General features: G+C 69.7%; 16 protein-coding genes. 9 read left to right on the top strand and 7 right to left on the bottom strand.

Annotation, left to right across the window (positions count from 1 at the left end):
* The first annotated feature begins 89 nt into the window (after window positions 1-89).
* Together OG819_RS29835 and OG819_RS29830 are read left to right on the top strand one after the other, a co-directional pair.
* A complete protein-coding gene (locus tag OG819_RS29835; RefSeq protein ID WP_266647905.1) occupies window positions 90-1427 on the top strand; it encodes an IS110 family transposase in 1338 nt (445 codons plus the stop codon).
* Between the two features lie 386 nt (window positions 1428-1813).
* Window positions 1814-3058 (top strand): IS110 family transposase, encoded by a 1245-nt coding sequence (locus OG819_RS29830; RefSeq protein ID WP_266651373.1) that lies wholly within the window; start codon window positions 1814-1816, stop codon window positions 3056-3058.
* A gap of 89 nt (window positions 3059-3147) precedes the next feature.
* Here the strand turns inward: OG819_RS29830 and OG819_RS29825 are convergent, their stop codons facing one another.
* The gene (locus OG819_RS29825; RefSeq protein WP_266622478.1) at window positions 3148-3561 is read right to left on the bottom strand and encodes a roadblock/LC7 domain-containing protein; all 414 of its coding nucleotides are present in this window, start codon (window positions 3559-3561) and stop codon (window positions 3148-3150) included.
* A 92-nt stretch (window positions 3562-3653) separates the two neighbouring features.
* Between OG819_RS29825 and OG819_RS29820 the strand changes: the two genes are divergently transcribed.
* From OG819_RS29820 to OG819_RS29810, 3 genes are all read left to right on the top strand, one after another.
* Complete coding sequence (locus tag OG819_RS29820; RefSeq protein WP_266622480.1) at window positions 3654-4082, top strand: PPOX class F420-dependent oxidoreductase; 429 nt, start codon at window positions 3654-3656, stop codon at window positions 4080-4082.
* 90 nt (window positions 4083-4172) lie between these two features.
* Window positions 4173-4643: a helix-turn-helix domain-containing protein gene (locus OG819_RS29815; protein ID WP_266624875.1), complete on the top strand. Its 471-nt coding sequence runs from the start codon at window positions 4173-4175 to the stop codon at window positions 4641-4643.
* A complete protein-coding gene (locus tag OG819_RS29810; RefSeq protein ID WP_266420292.1) occupies window positions 4532-5314 on the top strand; it encodes an IS630 family transposase in 783 nt (260 codons plus the stop codon). The genes OG819_RS29815 and OG819_RS29810 overlap by 112 nt, the downstream gene beginning before the upstream one ends.
* Window positions 5315-5579: 265 nt before the next feature.
* On the opposite strand, the gene OG819_RS29805 is transcribed toward OG819_RS29810, so the two are convergent.
* From OG819_RS29805 to OG819_RS29785, 5 genes are all read right to left on the bottom strand, one after another.
* Window positions 5580-6185: an ATP/GTP-binding protein gene (locus OG819_RS29805; RefSeq protein ID WP_266622482.1), complete on the bottom strand. Its 606-nt coding sequence runs from the start codon at window positions 6183-6185 to the stop codon at window positions 5580-5582.
* A 111-nt stretch (window positions 6186-6296) separates the two neighbouring features.
* Window positions 6297-6692, bottom strand: a complete 396-nt coding sequence (locus tag OG819_RS29800; protein WP_266417285.1) for a DUF742 domain-containing protein — start codon at window positions 6690-6692, stop codon at window positions 6297-6299.
* 19 nt (window positions 6693-6711) lie between these two features.
* Window positions 6712-7149 (bottom strand): roadblock/LC7 domain-containing protein, encoded by a 438-nt coding sequence (locus OG819_RS29795; RefSeq protein WP_266417283.1) that lies wholly within the window; start codon window positions 7147-7149, stop codon window positions 6712-6714.
* Window positions 7146-9728 carry a nitrate- and nitrite sensing domain-containing protein gene (locus OG819_RS29790; RefSeq protein WP_266622483.1) on the bottom strand — a complete coding sequence of 861 codons (2583 nt, stop codon included), beginning with the start codon at window positions 9726-9728 and terminating at the stop codon, window positions 7146-7148. The genes OG819_RS29795 and OG819_RS29790 overlap by 4 nt, the downstream gene beginning before the upstream one ends.
* Window positions 9729-9790: 62 nt before the next feature.
* Entirely contained in the window at window positions 9791-10564 is a 774-nt protein-coding gene (locus OG819_RS29785; protein WP_266622485.1) for an MHYT domain-containing protein, read from the bottom strand.
* Window positions 10565-10716: 152 nt separating this feature from the next.
* Here OG819_RS29785 and OG819_RS29780 point away from each other — a divergent pair, with 152 nt between their 5' ends.
* Window positions 10717-11316 carry a class I SAM-dependent methyltransferase gene (locus tag OG819_RS29780; protein WP_266580511.1) on the top strand — a complete coding sequence of 200 codons (600 nt, stop codon included), beginning with the start codon at window positions 10717-10719 and terminating at the stop codon, window positions 11314-11316.
* 55 nt (window positions 11317-11371) lie between these two features.
* Here OG819_RS29780 and OG819_RS29775 read toward each other — a convergent pair whose 3' ends face one another.
* On the bottom strand, window positions 11372-12130 hold the full coding sequence (locus tag OG819_RS29775; RefSeq protein WP_266651635.1) for an alpha/beta fold hydrolase: 759 nt from the start codon (window positions 12128-12130) through the stop codon (window positions 11372-11374).
* A gap of 124 nt (window positions 12131-12254) precedes the next feature.
* On the opposite strand from OG819_RS29775, the gene OG819_RS29770 reads away from it, so the two are divergent.
* The 3 genes from OG819_RS29770 (at window position 12255) to OG819_RS29760 (ending at window position 14316) form a co-directional block, all read left to right on the top strand.
* Window positions 12255-12788, top strand: coding sequence for a PadR family transcriptional regulator (locus OG819_RS29770; RefSeq protein WP_266651633.1), 534 nt, complete (start codon window positions 12255-12257; stop codon window positions 12786-12788).
* Between the two features lie 171 nt (window positions 12789-12959).
* Window positions 12960-13274 (top strand): hypothetical protein, encoded by a 315-nt coding sequence (locus tag OG819_RS29765; RefSeq protein ID WP_266634121.1) that lies wholly within the window; start codon window positions 12960-12962, stop codon window positions 13272-13274.
* Window positions 13275-13410: 136 nt separating this feature from the next.
* Entirely contained in the window at window positions 13411-14316 is a 906-nt protein-coding gene (locus tag OG819_RS29760; protein WP_266651631.1) for a hypothetical protein, read from the top strand.
* Window positions 14317-14396: the final 80 nt, after the last annotated feature.

Below are 14396 nucleotides of genomic sequence, written 5' to 3'. Positions count from 1 at the left end.
GCCATCGAGCACGCCGGTCAGATTTTCGCTCCCCCCGCGGCCCCCTGGGCAGGCGTCGGCCCGTACGGATCGATACCAGGGAGTTGTGCATGGCGGACACCGACGACGGTGGCGTCGAGGAGATCGAGCAGGCCGAGGAGCTCGTGGCCCGTGTCGCGGCGATCGATATCGCCAAGGCGTCGGGCATGGTCTGTGTGCGGGTGCCGCACGAGGACAAGCCCGGCAAGCGCGTGCAGCGGGTCTTCAACACCGTCGCGACCAGCGGCGCGATCCTGGACCTGGCCGACCACCTGGTCTGCCAGGGCGTCACCCGGGTGGTGATGGAGGCGACGTCGACCTACTGGAAGCCGTACTTCTTTCTGCTGGAATCGCGTGGTCTGGAGTGCTGGCTGGTCAACGCCCGTGACGTCAAGAACGTCCCGGGCCGGCCCAAAACCGACCGCCTGGACGCGGTCTGGCTGGCCAAGCTCACCGAACGCGGCATGCTCCGGCCCTCGTTCGTACCCCCGAAGCCGGTCCGTGAACTGCGCGATCTGACCCGGGCCCGGGCCGTCATGACCCACGAGCGCACCCGCCACAAGCAGCGCACCGAGAAACTCCTCGAGGACGCCCAGATCAAGCTGTCCACCGTGATCGCCGACATCTTCGGCGTCTCCGGCCGGGCCATGCTGGAGGCACTGATCGCGGGCGAACGCAGCCCCAAGGCGTTGGCGGACCTGGCCCACGGCACCATCAAGGCCAGCCACAGCACCCTGGCCGAGGCCCTGACCGGCCGGTTCGAAGAACACCACGCCTTCATGTGCCGGATGCTGCTGGACACCGTCGACTACCTCACCGTGCAGATCGACAAGCTCACCGCCCGGATCACCCTGCGTCTGGCCGAGCTGTCCACCACCGAGGACGACGAAGGCCCCGGACAGGGCACCCTCATACCGATCACCGACACCGAACGCCTCGACGAGATCCCCGGCGTCGGCCCCAGCACCGCGCAGGTCATCCTCGCCGAGACCGGCCTGGACATGACGGTCTTCCCCACCGCCGGCCATCTCGTGTCCTGGGCGAAACTCTCCCCACGCACCCTCCAGTCCGGAAACAAGAACACCTCCGGCCCCACCGGCAAAGGCAACCCCTGGCTCCGCGGCGCCCTCGGCGAAGCAGCAATCTCCGCCGCCCGCACCGACACCTTCCTCGGCGCCCGCTACCGCCGCATCGTCAAACGCCGCGGCCACATGAAAGCCCTGGTCGCCGTCGCCCGCTCCATCCTGGTCGCCGTCTGGCACCTCATGAACGACCCGACCGCCCGCTACCGAGACCTCGGCCCCGACTTCCACACCCGCAACCTCGACCCGGCCCGCAAGAGCCGCGACCTCGTCCGCCAGCTCAAGGCCCTCGGCCACGACGTCACCCTCACCCCGGCAGCCGCCTGACATCCCACGACCCCACCGCCCCACACCAGCCCCCGACCGTCACCATCGAGGGGCTATCTCGCCATCCCCATCTGACCGTTGAGTTTTCCGGTCAGCGTTCCAGCGCACCTTCGGTGCGCGCCGGGGGCGTGGTAAATCCCGTGGCGTGCGCTGAGGTGCTTCTGTCCGCCCTGACGTGGGCTGATGCATGTCCGGGACGCTGGAGGGGTTCGTTCCGGCCGAAGTCGATGTCTCTGTGATGCCGGTGAGCTCGCAGGTCAGCGTGACGCTGAGGGCCGTCCACGGGAACCGTGGAGTGTTGCTGTGAGCACGTGCGTCAGAATTCCTGTTTTGCCCTGGCCCTCCCGGAACGGCATACCGGTTGTCGGCTGGGAGGGAGCAGAGCCGTGGACGTGTTGCACGAACGCTGCGCTGGTGCGGACATCAGCAAGAAGGACGCCAAGGTGTGCGTTCGCGCGCCGAGTACGAAGCGGCGGGGGTCGTTCACCACCGAGACCACGACGTGGGGTTCGACGACGAACGCGGTCCTTGCCCTGCGGGATCACCTGCTCGCGGCCGAGGTCACGCTGGTGGTGATCGAGGCCACCAGTGACTACTGGAAGCCGTTTTACTACCTGCTGGCCGAGGACTTGGACGTGATCCTGGTCAATGCGAGGCAGGTCAAGAACCTGCCCGGCCGCAAGACCGACGTCTCTGATGCGGCCTGGCTGGCCCAGCTCGGCGCTCACGGCCTGGTCAGGCCGTCGTTCGTGCCCGACCAGCCCGTGCGTGAACTGCGGGACCTGACCCGCGCCCGCACCCAGCTCACCCGCGAGCGCGGCCAGATCGTCCAGCGCCTGGAGAAGCTACTGGAGGACACCGGGATCAAGCTCGCCGCGGTCGCCTCCGACATCATGGGCGTCTCCGGCCGGGCCATGCTGGAGGCTCTCGTCTCGGGTGAACGCGAGCCACAGACCCTCGCGGAGCTGGCCAGGCGCAAGCTCCGCAACAAGATCCCCGAACTCACCGAAGCCCTGACAGGCCGCTTCCGCGACCATCACGCTTTCCTGGTCCGGCTGCACCTGGACCACTACGACCAGCTCACGGATTCGGTCGGACAGCTGGATGCACGGATCGAGGAGGCGATGGCCCCCTTTCGCCCCGCGCTCGACCTGCTCGACACCATCCCCGGGATCAACCGCGCGGTCGCCGAGGTGATCATCGCCGAGACCGGCGGCGACATGGCCCGGTTCGCCTCCGCCCGGCACCTCGCCTCCTGGGCCGGGGTCTGCCCCGGTCACCACGAATCCGCCGGCCGCACCAAAAACACCAAGGTCCGTCCCGGCAATCCCTACCTGAAGGGAGCACTCGGGCTCGCGGCGTTCGGCGCGGTGAGAACCAAAGACACCTACCTGCAAGCCCGTTACAAGCGGCTCACCGCTCGCCGCGGCCCGCTCAGGGCCCTGGTTGCCGTCGAGCACTCGATCATCACCGCGATCTGGCACATGCTCACCGACAACGTCACCTACCGCGAGCTCGGCGGCGCCTACTTCACCCAGCGCGACCCCGAACGCGCCACCCGCCGCGCGATCAACGCCCTCAACCAGCTCGGCTACACCGTCACCCTCAACCCGCGAGGAGCCACAGCCTGACCACCCCACGCCCAAACACCCGGCAGCCCCTCCGGCCACCGGACGCTCAGTCCTGCCCAAACAACCCCTGACCTGGACCTATTTACGCGTCAGAGATCTATGGACGACGGGCGTTCCGGTTGGCGCACGTCCACGCCGAGGTGTTCGCCGACACGATTCACCAGCAGTGTCATCTCGTAGGCGACCTGGCCGATGTCGGCCTCCGCGGCGCTGAGGACACACAGACAGCTGCCCGCGCCCGCCGCCGTGACGAAGAGCACCGCGTCGTCGAACTCGATCATCGTCTGGCGCACCCGACCGGCGCCGAAGTACCGACCGGAGCCCTTAGCCAGGCTGTGCAGGCCCGACGAGACAGCCGCGAGATGCTCGGAGTCCTCACGTCGAAGTCCCGTGCTCGCGCCGGTCACCAAGCCGTCGTTGGACAGCACCAATGCGTGCCGCACGTGTTCGACACGCTGGGTCAGGTCGTCGAGCAGCCAGCCGAGCCCCGTGTTCTGCGTCATGCTCCCTCTCCCCGTGTTGCTTTCCCCCTGGCTGGAGGATCCGAACAGCCAGCCTTCCCCACGGCCGCCCTCCGGGCAAGCAGGATGGGGGCATGGCACAGAAGATGACCGATGAGCAATGGCGGGCCTTCGTCTCGCTGGGCACCCGCACCGGAAAGCTGTCGACGGTCCGCGCCGACGGAAGTCCGCACGTGGCGCCGATCTGGTTCCTGCTGGACGGCGACCACGTGCTCTTCAACACCGCGAAGGAGAGTGTGAAGGGACGCAACCTGGCCCGCGACGGGCGAGCGGCCCTGTGTGTGGACGACGACCGGCCGCCGTTCGACTTCGTGGTCCTCGAGGGTCGTACCGAGTTGTCGGAGGATCTGGACGAGCTGCGTCACTGGGCGGCTCGGATCGGCGCACGCTACATGGGTGAGGATCGGGCCGAGGAGTTGGGGAAGCGCAACGGCGTCCCGGGTGAACTCCTCGTACGCATGAGGATCGAGAAGGTCGTGGCCTTGGCCTCGATGGCGGACTAGTAGCGTGTCGCTGCTTAGGTATGGGCTGTTTGATTGAGAGGCTTGCGTCTGGCAGATTCCTCTCCCGCTCTGCCAGACAGGACTGGTGCGATGGGTTCGCAGAAGAAGAGGCCGGTGGTGCTGACCGCGCAGGACCGCGAGGAGTTGGTCCGGGTGACCACGACGGGGGTTCATCCGGCCTCGGTAATCAGGCGGGCGAGGGTGCTGCTCGCACTCGACACCTCTGCAGGCGGGATCGGCTCGCAGGAGGTGATCGCGGCCCGGCTCGGCGTCTCCGGTGAGACGTTGCGGCTGGTCGCCAAGCGTTTCACCGAAACCGGTGGCGATGTTCACGCCACCATCGCGCGGAAGAAGCGCGACCTCCCGCCGGTGCCCTCACCGGTGACCGGTGAGGTCGAAGCCCGGCTGATCGCGATGGCGTGCTCACAGCCACCCCAGGGCTATACCCGGTGGTCGCTGCGGCTGCTGGAGAAGCACGTCGCACTGGTCGAGGACATCCCCGATCTGGACCATTCCACCATCGGCCGGGTCTTAAAAAAACGGAACTGCGTCCTCACCTGAAGAAGTGCTGGACCATCCCACCACGGGCGAACGCGGAGTTCGCGGCCCGGATGGAAGACGTACTGGCCGTCTATGCCCGGCCCTATGACCCGGCATGTCCGGTCGTGTGCATGGACGAGAAGCCCTACCAGCTCCTCGGCCATGTCCGCGACCCGCTCCCGGCCCGCCCAGGTCACGACGCCTGCCAGGACAGCGAGTACATCCGCTGCGGCACGTGCTCGATCTTCGTATGGGTCGAACCCCTGCGCGGGTGGCGTCGAGTTCAGGCACTGTCCCAGAGGACCCGGATCGACTGGGCCGGCCAGGTCAGGCAGCTGCTGAGCGTGGACTACCCCGATGCCGAGACGGTTGTGCTGGTGATGGACAACCTCAACACCCACGGCATCGCCTCACTGTACGAGGCATTCGAACCAGAAGAGGCCTTCGCCCTGGCTCAGCGCCTCGAGATCCACCACACGCCCAAGCACGGGTCATGGCTCAACATCGCCGAGATCGAACTCTCCGCGCTGACCAGGCAATGTCTCGACCGCCGGATCGGCGACCTCGACACCCTCAACACCGAACTCTCAGCCTGGCAGAACGCCACCAACACCGACCAACGTCAGGTGGACTGGCAGTTCACCACCCACGACGCACGCATCAAACTGCGCCACCTCTATCCCAGGAATTAGCTGCGACAGTCTACTAGGCCCTGTCGTCAAATCCCGTCTGCCCGGCGACGCCATGCACGCTCCCCCACTGCCTGAAGGGCGTGGGAGGTGCCCCCACTCGCCGCACCGGGCACAGACCCGAGTACATCCAGTACGAGGGTCTGCGCCCGGCACGCCGAGAGCACGCACCTGACGCCGCCGGGCCCGCCCTCCGGGCGGACGACGGGAATTTGACGACAGGACCTGGGTCCCTCCCTCGGAGGCCGCGGCCGTTTTTCCCATGGCCTCAACCGACAGAGTCGAGCAGCCGGGCGGTGTGGACCCGCCCGGCATACTCCACGAGCCGGATGAGTACCTCCTTCCCGGAGTCGCGGTCCCTGGCGTCGCAGAGCACCACGGGCGTACCCCGGTCGAGGTCGAGGGCGCGGGACACGTCCTGGGCGCCGTAGGCGCGGGCGCCCGCGAAGCAGTTGACGGCCACCACGAACGGGATGTGCCGGTGCTCGAAGTAGTCCACCGCGGGGAAGCAGTCCTCGAGCCTGCGGGTGTCCGCGAGGACGACGGCCCCCAGTGCACCCTGCGACAGCTCGTCCCACAGGAACCAGAACCGGTCCTGGCCCGGTGTGCCGAAGAGGTAGAGGGAGAGGCCGGACCGGATGGTGATGCGTCCGAAGTCCATCGCGACGGTCGTCGTGACCTTCTGGTCCACGCCGCCGGTGTCGTCCACCGACTGACCTGCCTCGCTGAGCAGTTCCTCGGTACGCAGTGGCCTGATCTCGCTGACCGCGCCCACCAGGGTGGTCTTGCCCACGCCGAACCCACCGGCGACCAGTATCTTCAACGCCAGGGCGGTCGGTTCGTCGGCCGAGGCATCGGAGTTCTCGGAGACCATCGATCACTTCTCTCGGGAGTGCCGGCAGCGGTCGGCGTCAGCCGAGCGGTGCCGAGTAAGCGTCGGTAGAGTCGGTACATATGTGCGCGTGTGGGCAGTTGCGTCGTTCATCTAGAGCGCCCTCAGTCCTTCGATCACCTCGCGCAGGATCCGCTCGTCGGGCAGTTGCGCGGGCGGCACCGGGCGGCTGATGGTGACGCAGCCCAGCTCCAGCAGATCGCCGAGCAGCACTCTGACCACACCCACCGGCAGGTCCGCGCCCGCGGCGAGTTCGGCCACTGATTGCGTCTCTGGGCGGCACAGGTCGATGAGGGCCCGGTGTTCCGGCCCGAGCAGGGAGTCCTCGTCGACTCCGAGTGCGCCCTTGTCGAGGGTGACCAGGGCGATCAGATCGAAGCGCACCCCGGTGGGGCCCGGTTGGGTGCGCCCGCCCGTCATCGCGTAGGGACGGACGAGCGGTCCCGCTTCGCTGTCGTACCACTGGCTGCCCGCGAGGTCCTCGGTCATCTGCGCCACCCGCCCTCGGTCATCCGGCGGCGGGCGGCTGCGCGGCGGCCCGCGGCGGCGTGTAGAGGTGCTCGCCGACGCGCTTGACCAGCCTCGCCATCTCGTAGGCCACCAGCCCGATGTCGGCCGTGACAGCGGTGAGGACGGCGAGGCAGGTACCGTCACCCGCTGCCGCCACGAACAGGAAGCCGTCGTCCATCTCCACCATCGTCTGGCGTACGCCCCCGGCGCCGAAGTGGCGTCCCGCGCCCTTGGCCAGGCTGTGAAAACCGGAGGCGACGGCAGCCAGGTGTTCGGCGTCCTCGCGCCTGAGGCCGGTGGAAGAGCCCACCGCCAGTCCGTCGTTCGACAGCACCACCGCGTGCCGTACTTCGGCGGCGCGCAGCACCAAGTCGTCCAGTAGCCAGTCGAGTTCGCCGGATCGCTGGGCGGCTCGCATGTTCGGGTCCTGGATCATGCGGGGTCTCCTTCACTGCTGTCGCTGCCCGCATCGGGGTCTGGAGTCGCGCCGCGACCGGGGGTTCTGCCGCCGCCGCGCGCCCAGCCGTCGCGGTAGGCCGCCATGCGGTCCCGTACGAGTTCGGGGGTGCGTGCGTCGTCGTGCTGGTGGGCTGCCACTTGTGCCGACTCCTCGATTCGCTGTTCGCGCAGTTGGGGAGCGAGGCTCGCCTGCCGTACGCGCCGTGGGAGGTCGTCGGACCCTTCGGAGTCGTCCGAAGGGCGGTGCAGCCGCAAAGTGGTGACTCCAGGTGGCGGGGTTTCCGGCGACGCGTTCACAGGCGTTTCGGACGAGACGTTCGCGGAGGCTTCGGGCGAGCTGGGCGCTGGGGGTTCGACAGCGGTCTGCACGAGAGGCACGAGTGCGGGCCGCTCGATGGGCGCCTGGACGGAGTCGTGCTCGGGGGCGGCCGACACACGCGCGTACTCGCGTTCGTCGGGCCTTCCGTTCTCGGTCTTGCGGGGGGAACGTTCCGCCGCTCCTCCGTGCAGCAGCGCGGTCGGCAGCAGGACGACGGCGGTGGTGCCCCCGTAGGGCGAGGTACGCAGGTGCACCTTGATGCCGTGCCGGGCGGCGAGCCTGCTGACCACGAAGAGACCGAGCCGATCGCTGTCGAACAGATCCAGCGCTTCGGACTGTTCGATGCGCCGATTGGCCTCGTCGAGCGACTCCTGGCCCATGCCGAGCCCCCGGTCCTCGACCTCCACGGCGTAGCCGTTGCCGACCGGTTCGCCGGTGATGCGGACGCGGGTGTGCGGCGGGGAGAACTGGGCGGCGTTCTCGACGACTTCCGCCAGAAGGTGCGTGAGGTCGGCCACCGCGGCACCGCCGACCGATGCCTCGGGCAGCTGACGCACCTCCACGCGCGCGTAGTCCTCGACTTCGGACACGGCCGCGCGGACCACGTTCGTCAGCGAGACCGGCATGCGCCAGGCCCGGCCGGGTGCTGCGCCGGAGAGGATGATCAGGCTCTCCGCGTGGCGCCGCATCCGGGTGGTGAGGTGGTCGAGCCGGAACAGGTCACTCAGCTCGTTCGGGTCCTCGGACCGGCGCTCCATGCTGTCCAGCAGGCTCAGTTGGCGGTGCACGAGGACCTGGCTGCGCCGGGCGAGATTGACGAAGACCCCGGAGATCCCGCTGGCCAGCTCCGCGCGTTCGACGGCGGCGCGCAGGGCGGCCCGGTGCACGGTGCCCAGGGCCTCCGCGACCTGTCCGGTCTCGTCCTCCGCGGGCGGTCCTGGCGGAGCCTCGGCGCGGACGTCGATCTCCTCCCCCGCACGCAGCTTGCGCATGGCGTCGGGCAGCTTGCGTCGAGCGATCTCGAGGGCGCTGTTGCGCAGGAGCACCAGCTCGACGACGAGGCCGCGGCCGATACGTACGGAGATCACGAGCGACGCGGCGACGGCGGCGAGGCCGAACACGACGGCGGCGCCGGCCGGGGTCAGCAGACCGCGGGTCAAGGGGTCGGCCCGGTCCGCGACACCGCGGCCCGCCTTGGCCTCGATGGCGCGCATGGCGTCCCGCACACGCGCGTGGGCGGTGTTCCAGTCAGCCTCCGGCGCGGCGTCGACGGCGTTTCCCCCGGGCCGAGAGGCGAGCACCCTGTCCTCGACGGCGCGTACGTCGGCGTACGCGCTCCCCGCCGCGAGGTCGCGCCAGGAGGCCTGTTCGGGTCCCCGCAGATCCGCGACGGCGGCGTCGGTCAGAGTACGACGGGTGCCGACCGCCCCGGTGAACAGCCGCAGTCGCTCACCGTCGAGTGTGTGGGCGAGTCGGGCCCCGGACAGCACGGTGTCCTCCTGAGCCAGCGCCTCGCCGGCCCGGGAGAATTCGAGGAGTACGCGCGCGTCGGAGCCCAGATCGGCGTCCTGGATGCCGGTGAGGGCGCCGTCGACCGCGAAGGCCGCCGAAATGGTCCTGGTGTACTGCCCGTACGCCTCGTCCCATCGGGTACGGCGCTCCAGTACGGCGGTGCGCAGGGTCTCCAGGTTCTCGGCGCCGTTGACGAAGGCATCGAGCCGGCGGGCCACTCCGGCGGGCAGGTCGGCGCCGTCGGCGACGGTGTTGTGGTCGCCCAGTCGCAACTTGGCCACCGCTTGGTCGGTGTGCTGCGCCAGCGTCTTGAGATCGCTCTGTGGCTCGGAGGACGGGTCGGTCGCGTAGCGGACGGCGGCCGCGCGTTCGGTCTGGAGCGCGGCGACGGCGTCGTCGACCGGGGCGCGGACCGTGGAGTCCACACGCTGCACCTGTCGCAGCCGCGCGACGTCCTGGGCGGTACTCACCGTGGCATACGCCCACAGGGCGAGCAGCGAGACGACCGGCACCATGAGCAGACAGACGATCTTGGCGCGCACCGTACGGGGACGTATGCGCCATCGTCCCGCGCGGGTGGATGCCTCTGGCTGCGTCTCTGTGACGTCGTCGTCGGGGTCGGTGTACTCGTCGGCGGGCGGGCCGGCGTGCGCGCGGCGGCCGCGCACCGGGGGTAGGGATGACGGCTCGGCGCCGGTTGCAGGGGTCCTACGGGGTGTACGCATGGCCTCCTCGCTCGGAGTGGTTCGGGGCGTGCCGGCCGAGCCGTCGTGGCTCGGGCCCGCCGCTAGCGGGCGACGCTCTCGACCGGCCGCTGGGCCGATGCGGATGCCTCGCGCTCATCGGCTGTCGGGGACAGCGCGACGAACGCCGAGGTCAGGAAGAGATAGGACCCGAGGCCGACGGCGAGGGGGAAGATGAACTGCATCGCCGTGGCCCCGGGAAGGGCCTCCCCTGAGGGGCTTACACGCACGCTCACCGCCAGCATTCCGGTGTAGTGCATGCTGCTCACCGCCCCGCCCATGACGAGGGAGGCGACGGCGACCGCGACGGGCGACTTGATGTTGAGTGCCGCCCACAGGGCCGCGGTGGCCGCGACCACGGCGATCACGACGGAGAGCCCGACCAGCACCGGGTCGTAGCGCACGACGCCGTGCAGCCGCAGCGCCGCCATGCCCAGGTAGTGCATGCTCGCCACGCCGAGCCCGGTGGTGAGCCCGCCGAAAGCGAGCGCACGGCCCCGGTCGCGGCCGTAGCCGACGGCGAAGACGCCCGCGCCGACGACGACCATCGCGACCAGCAGACTGAGGATGGTCAGCGGCACGTTGTAGCGTATTTCCGTGCCGCTGACACTGAAGCCGAGCATCGCCACGAAGTGCATCGTCCAGATGCCGGTGCCGATCGCGGAGGCCGCGGTGAGGAGCCAGTTGCGGCGCGAACGCCCGGTGGCGCCGAGCGCGCGGACCGTGCAGCGCAGCCCCAGGGCGGCGCCTATACAGGCCATCACGTACGACAGCGCGGGGGTCAGCCAGCCGAAGGCGGCGTGGTCCAGGTGTCCCATGGCTCAGGGACGCTAGTCCGGGCAGGGGCGCACAAAGAGGGCGCATTTCGAAAGGTGTTGAAATATGACACAGAGAGGTACGTGTCCGATCGTGTGACGTTCGAACGTGTGCGCAGCGTCGCACTTCGTGTCGGTGAGGGATCATGCGGAACATGAGCGACGACCACACGCACGTCCAGGAGTTCTTCACGGCTCGCGCGGCCGACTGGGACGCGCGGTTCCCCGACGACGGGCCGGCCTATGCGGCGGCGGTCGCCGAACTCGGCCTGCGCGAGGGGGACCGCGTGCTGGACGCGGGCTGCGGCACCGGGCGGGCGCTGCCGCCGCTGCGCGCGGCGGTGGGGCCCTCCGGAGTGGTCGTCGGGGCCGATCTGACCCCGGCCATGCTGGCGGCCGCGGTACGGGCCGGACGGCACCGTGACGGGCAGTTGCTGCTCGCCGACGTCAGTGCCCTGCCGCTGCGCACCGAGTCGCTGGACGCCGTCTTCGGGGCGGGTCTGATCGCGCATCTGCCCAACCCGGCGGAGAATTTGCGGGAGTTGGCGCGGGTGGTACGGACCGGGGGCACTCTGGCGCTGTTCCATCCGATCGGCCGGGCGGCACTCGCGGCGCGCCAAGGGCGCCGGATCACACCGGACGACCTGAGGGCGGAGGCCAATCTCCGCCCCCTGCTGGCCGCTTCCGGCTGGGACATGACCTCGTACGTCGACGAGGACGCCCGCTTCCTGGCGCTGGCCGCACGGCGGGGCTGAGGTCTCAGGCCCTTCCAGCGGCCTCCGCCACGACGGCGTCGGGGTTGCCGAGGTCTCAGACCTTTCCGGCGACCTCGGCCACGAAGACGTCGGGGTTGTCGAACATGACGTTGTGCCCCGCGCCAGGAACGGTCACCACCCGGACTCCGGCGGCCTCCAACCCCTCCCGACCCTCCAGTTCACCGCTCAGCTCCCCCTGGAGGTAGACACGGTCCGCCGTCACCTCTTCGAGCAGACGGCGCATCGTGGGGACCGTGCCGCGCATGAGGCCGATCGCGGTGCGGTGCAGGGCGCGCGGGTCGGCGAGCCGCATGGTGGCCGCCCAGGAGGGGCCTACCTTTCCGAGCACGCGCGCGTGGCCGCCGTTTTCGACGTACTCCTTCTCCGTGTACGTGGCGATGCCGCTGCTGCCCGCCGTGACCGGCGGATGCGGGTCCAGGTTCGCCTCCACGAGGACCAGCCTGGACACGAGCTCGGGGCGCCGATGGGCGAGCACGATGGCCACCGCGCCGCCCATGCTGTGCGCGACCAGCTCCACCGCCGTGACACCGGCCTCGTCCAGGGCGGCCGCCAGCGCGTCCGCGTGGTCCTCCAGGGTGTAACCGAAGTCCGCGGGCCGATCGCTGATGCCGTGACCGGGCAGGTCGACGAACAGGGTCGCGCGCCCCGCCAGTTCGGGCCGGGCCGCGATGTGGGCGTGGTAGACCGTCGAGGCCGACCCCAGTCCGTGTACGTACACCCGGGCAGGTTCAGCGCCCGTCGCCTCCGTCCAGCGGATACAGCTTCCCTTGCCGTCGAACTCGGCCTGCCTCATTGCTCTCCCTCAAGTCCGCCTCATCGTTTCTCACGCCCCAAGAGAATACCTCGGATCCGATGTATAGAGGAAGCGATGTACGAAGGGGAGGATGTACACCGCTGAGTGCGGCAGAATGCGGGGCATGCTTGAGCTGGCCATCCTCGGTTTTCTGTACGACGCCCCACTGCACGGCTACGAGCTGCGCAAGCGCATCACCGCGCTGACCGGCCACGTGAAGCCGGTCGCGGAGAGCACGTTGTATCCCGCGATCAAGCGGCTGGAAAAGGCGGAGTTGCTGGCGCGCGCGACGCGGCCCGGTTCCGTGGCCGCCCCTCGCCATGTCCTGACGCTCACCAACGAAGGCAGAGGCGAGCTGCGCCGCCGACTCGCGGAGCCCGTACAGCGCGACATCACCGACGAGAACCGCTGGTTCACGGTGCTCGCATTGCTCAGGCACCTGGCCGACACCGCCGCGCAGGCCGCGGTGCTGCGCCGCAGGCTCGCCTTCCTGGAGGAGCCCGCGAGCTTCTTCTACGAAGGCGACCGGCCGTTGCGCGCCGAGGAGCTCGACGATCCCTTCCGCCAGGGCATCCTCATCATCGCCCGGGCCACGAGCCGGGCCGAACTCACCTGGCTGCGGGCCACGATCGACTCACTCGAACACAGCGGGCGGTGAGTCGGGACGGCCGCACATGCGTGCGGCAGGGACAAGGGGCCCGGGAGCGTTCGTGACGCTTCACCGGGCCGCCCCTCTTCTGCCGCCGGGGCTTCAACTCTACGTTGAGTAGCAGCAGATGAACGATCAGCGATGGCAACCGCACAGGGGGAAGGTGGCCCGATGACCGGGATGTTCGGCAGACTCCGTGAGATATGGCACCGGAAGGCAACCGTGGCGGTCGAAGGGGCCGAGGTGCGGCGACCGGCCAAGCGGCGACCGGAGAAACGTACACACAATCTTTTCGAAGCGGCCGCGGCCTATGTGTCGGCGTGCGCGGAGGACGACCAGGAGCAGATCGACGAGGCCGCGGCCTGGGTGTCGCCCGAGGCGCTGTCGTTCGGGGTGAACGAGCTGGCCTGCCGTGCAGTGATCGCCCTGGCACGGGAACGCGACGAGTCGCCTCGGACGGTGGCGCGGACACTGCTCGGCCTGCCCGCCGCCTGACCGAGATGGGCGCGGGCCGGGCGTTTCGCCCCCGTCCAGCCGGATAACTGCAGCTCCGCGTCCGTTTCGGGCTCGTGACAAGCGCCTTCCGATCGCACTATGGTGCGCCGACGAACGTAGCGATCGGGAGGCTGGGATGGCCGGGACGGACGATGGCGCCGTCGCCACCGGGGACGACGACGCACTGTATGTACTGACGGCGGTGCTGTTGACGCCCGCGAAGTTCCCCAGTGTGCTGGGGGACGACTACCCGGAGGCCTGCGCGGCGCTCGACCTGGCGCCCCTGGCCGACGGGTACGGTCTCGTGCTCGGTCAGGATGGCGAGGGCGCACGCTGGACGGTTGTCATCGACGACGTCTCGCTGGTCGCCGTCGCCATCGCGTCCTGGGACTGCGGAATGGAGCACGAGTTGTCGCCCGACGAGCGCACGGTCGTCTCCGCGCTGCCCGGCTGGCCCCTGGATGTCGCCGTCGCGGCCCCCGGGGTGCCCGCACCGCACGACCCCGCGCCCGAGCTCGCGGAGAGGCCCGCGCTCACTCCACCGGACACCACCACCTGGGGACCGGCCCAACGGCGCCTCGGAGCCGACGAGATCGCCCTGCAGTGGGCGACCTGGCGGGACCAGATCGACGACGGCGACTTCGTCACGTCCCAGGACGCCGCCCTGCCCGACGACGCCTCCCAGGACGAGGCCGAGAACGACGAGACCGAGACCGAGAGCACCGGCACCGGCACCGGCACCGGCACCGGCACCGGCACCGGCACCGACGAGGCTCGCAGCGGCGTCCGCCGGGTGCTCGCGGAGGCGCGCTCCTACGTGGACACCCCGCCGCCCCTCGGCCGCGTCCGCTCGTCGTTCGCCACCGTCGACGCCCGGACCCTGCGCGCCGACGGTCCCGGCTGGTCCATGGTCGCCCGGACCGACGACATCGCCTTCGTCCTCCTCGACGAGGAGCCCGGAGAGGTGCTCCCCATCGGCCGGGGCCCTGAACTGCCCGGTCTCCTGGAGGCCCTCGACAAAATGGCCGTACGCCCCAGCTGAGCGGTCGCGCGGTGCCCGCGTCGCGGCGGGCGACGCCGGACGCACTCGGAGGCGCCCGAGATCCCCGCCTGAAGATCCCT

Origin of the sequence: Streptomyces sp. NBC_01549 (assembly GCF_026339955.1) — a bacterium.
Taxonomy (GTDB): Bacteria; Actinomycetota; Actinomycetes; order Streptomycetales; family Streptomycetaceae; genus Streptomyces.
The sequence above is the reverse complement of the archived record's forward strand: the minus strand, read 5'-3'. Positions and strand labels throughout refer to the sequence as shown.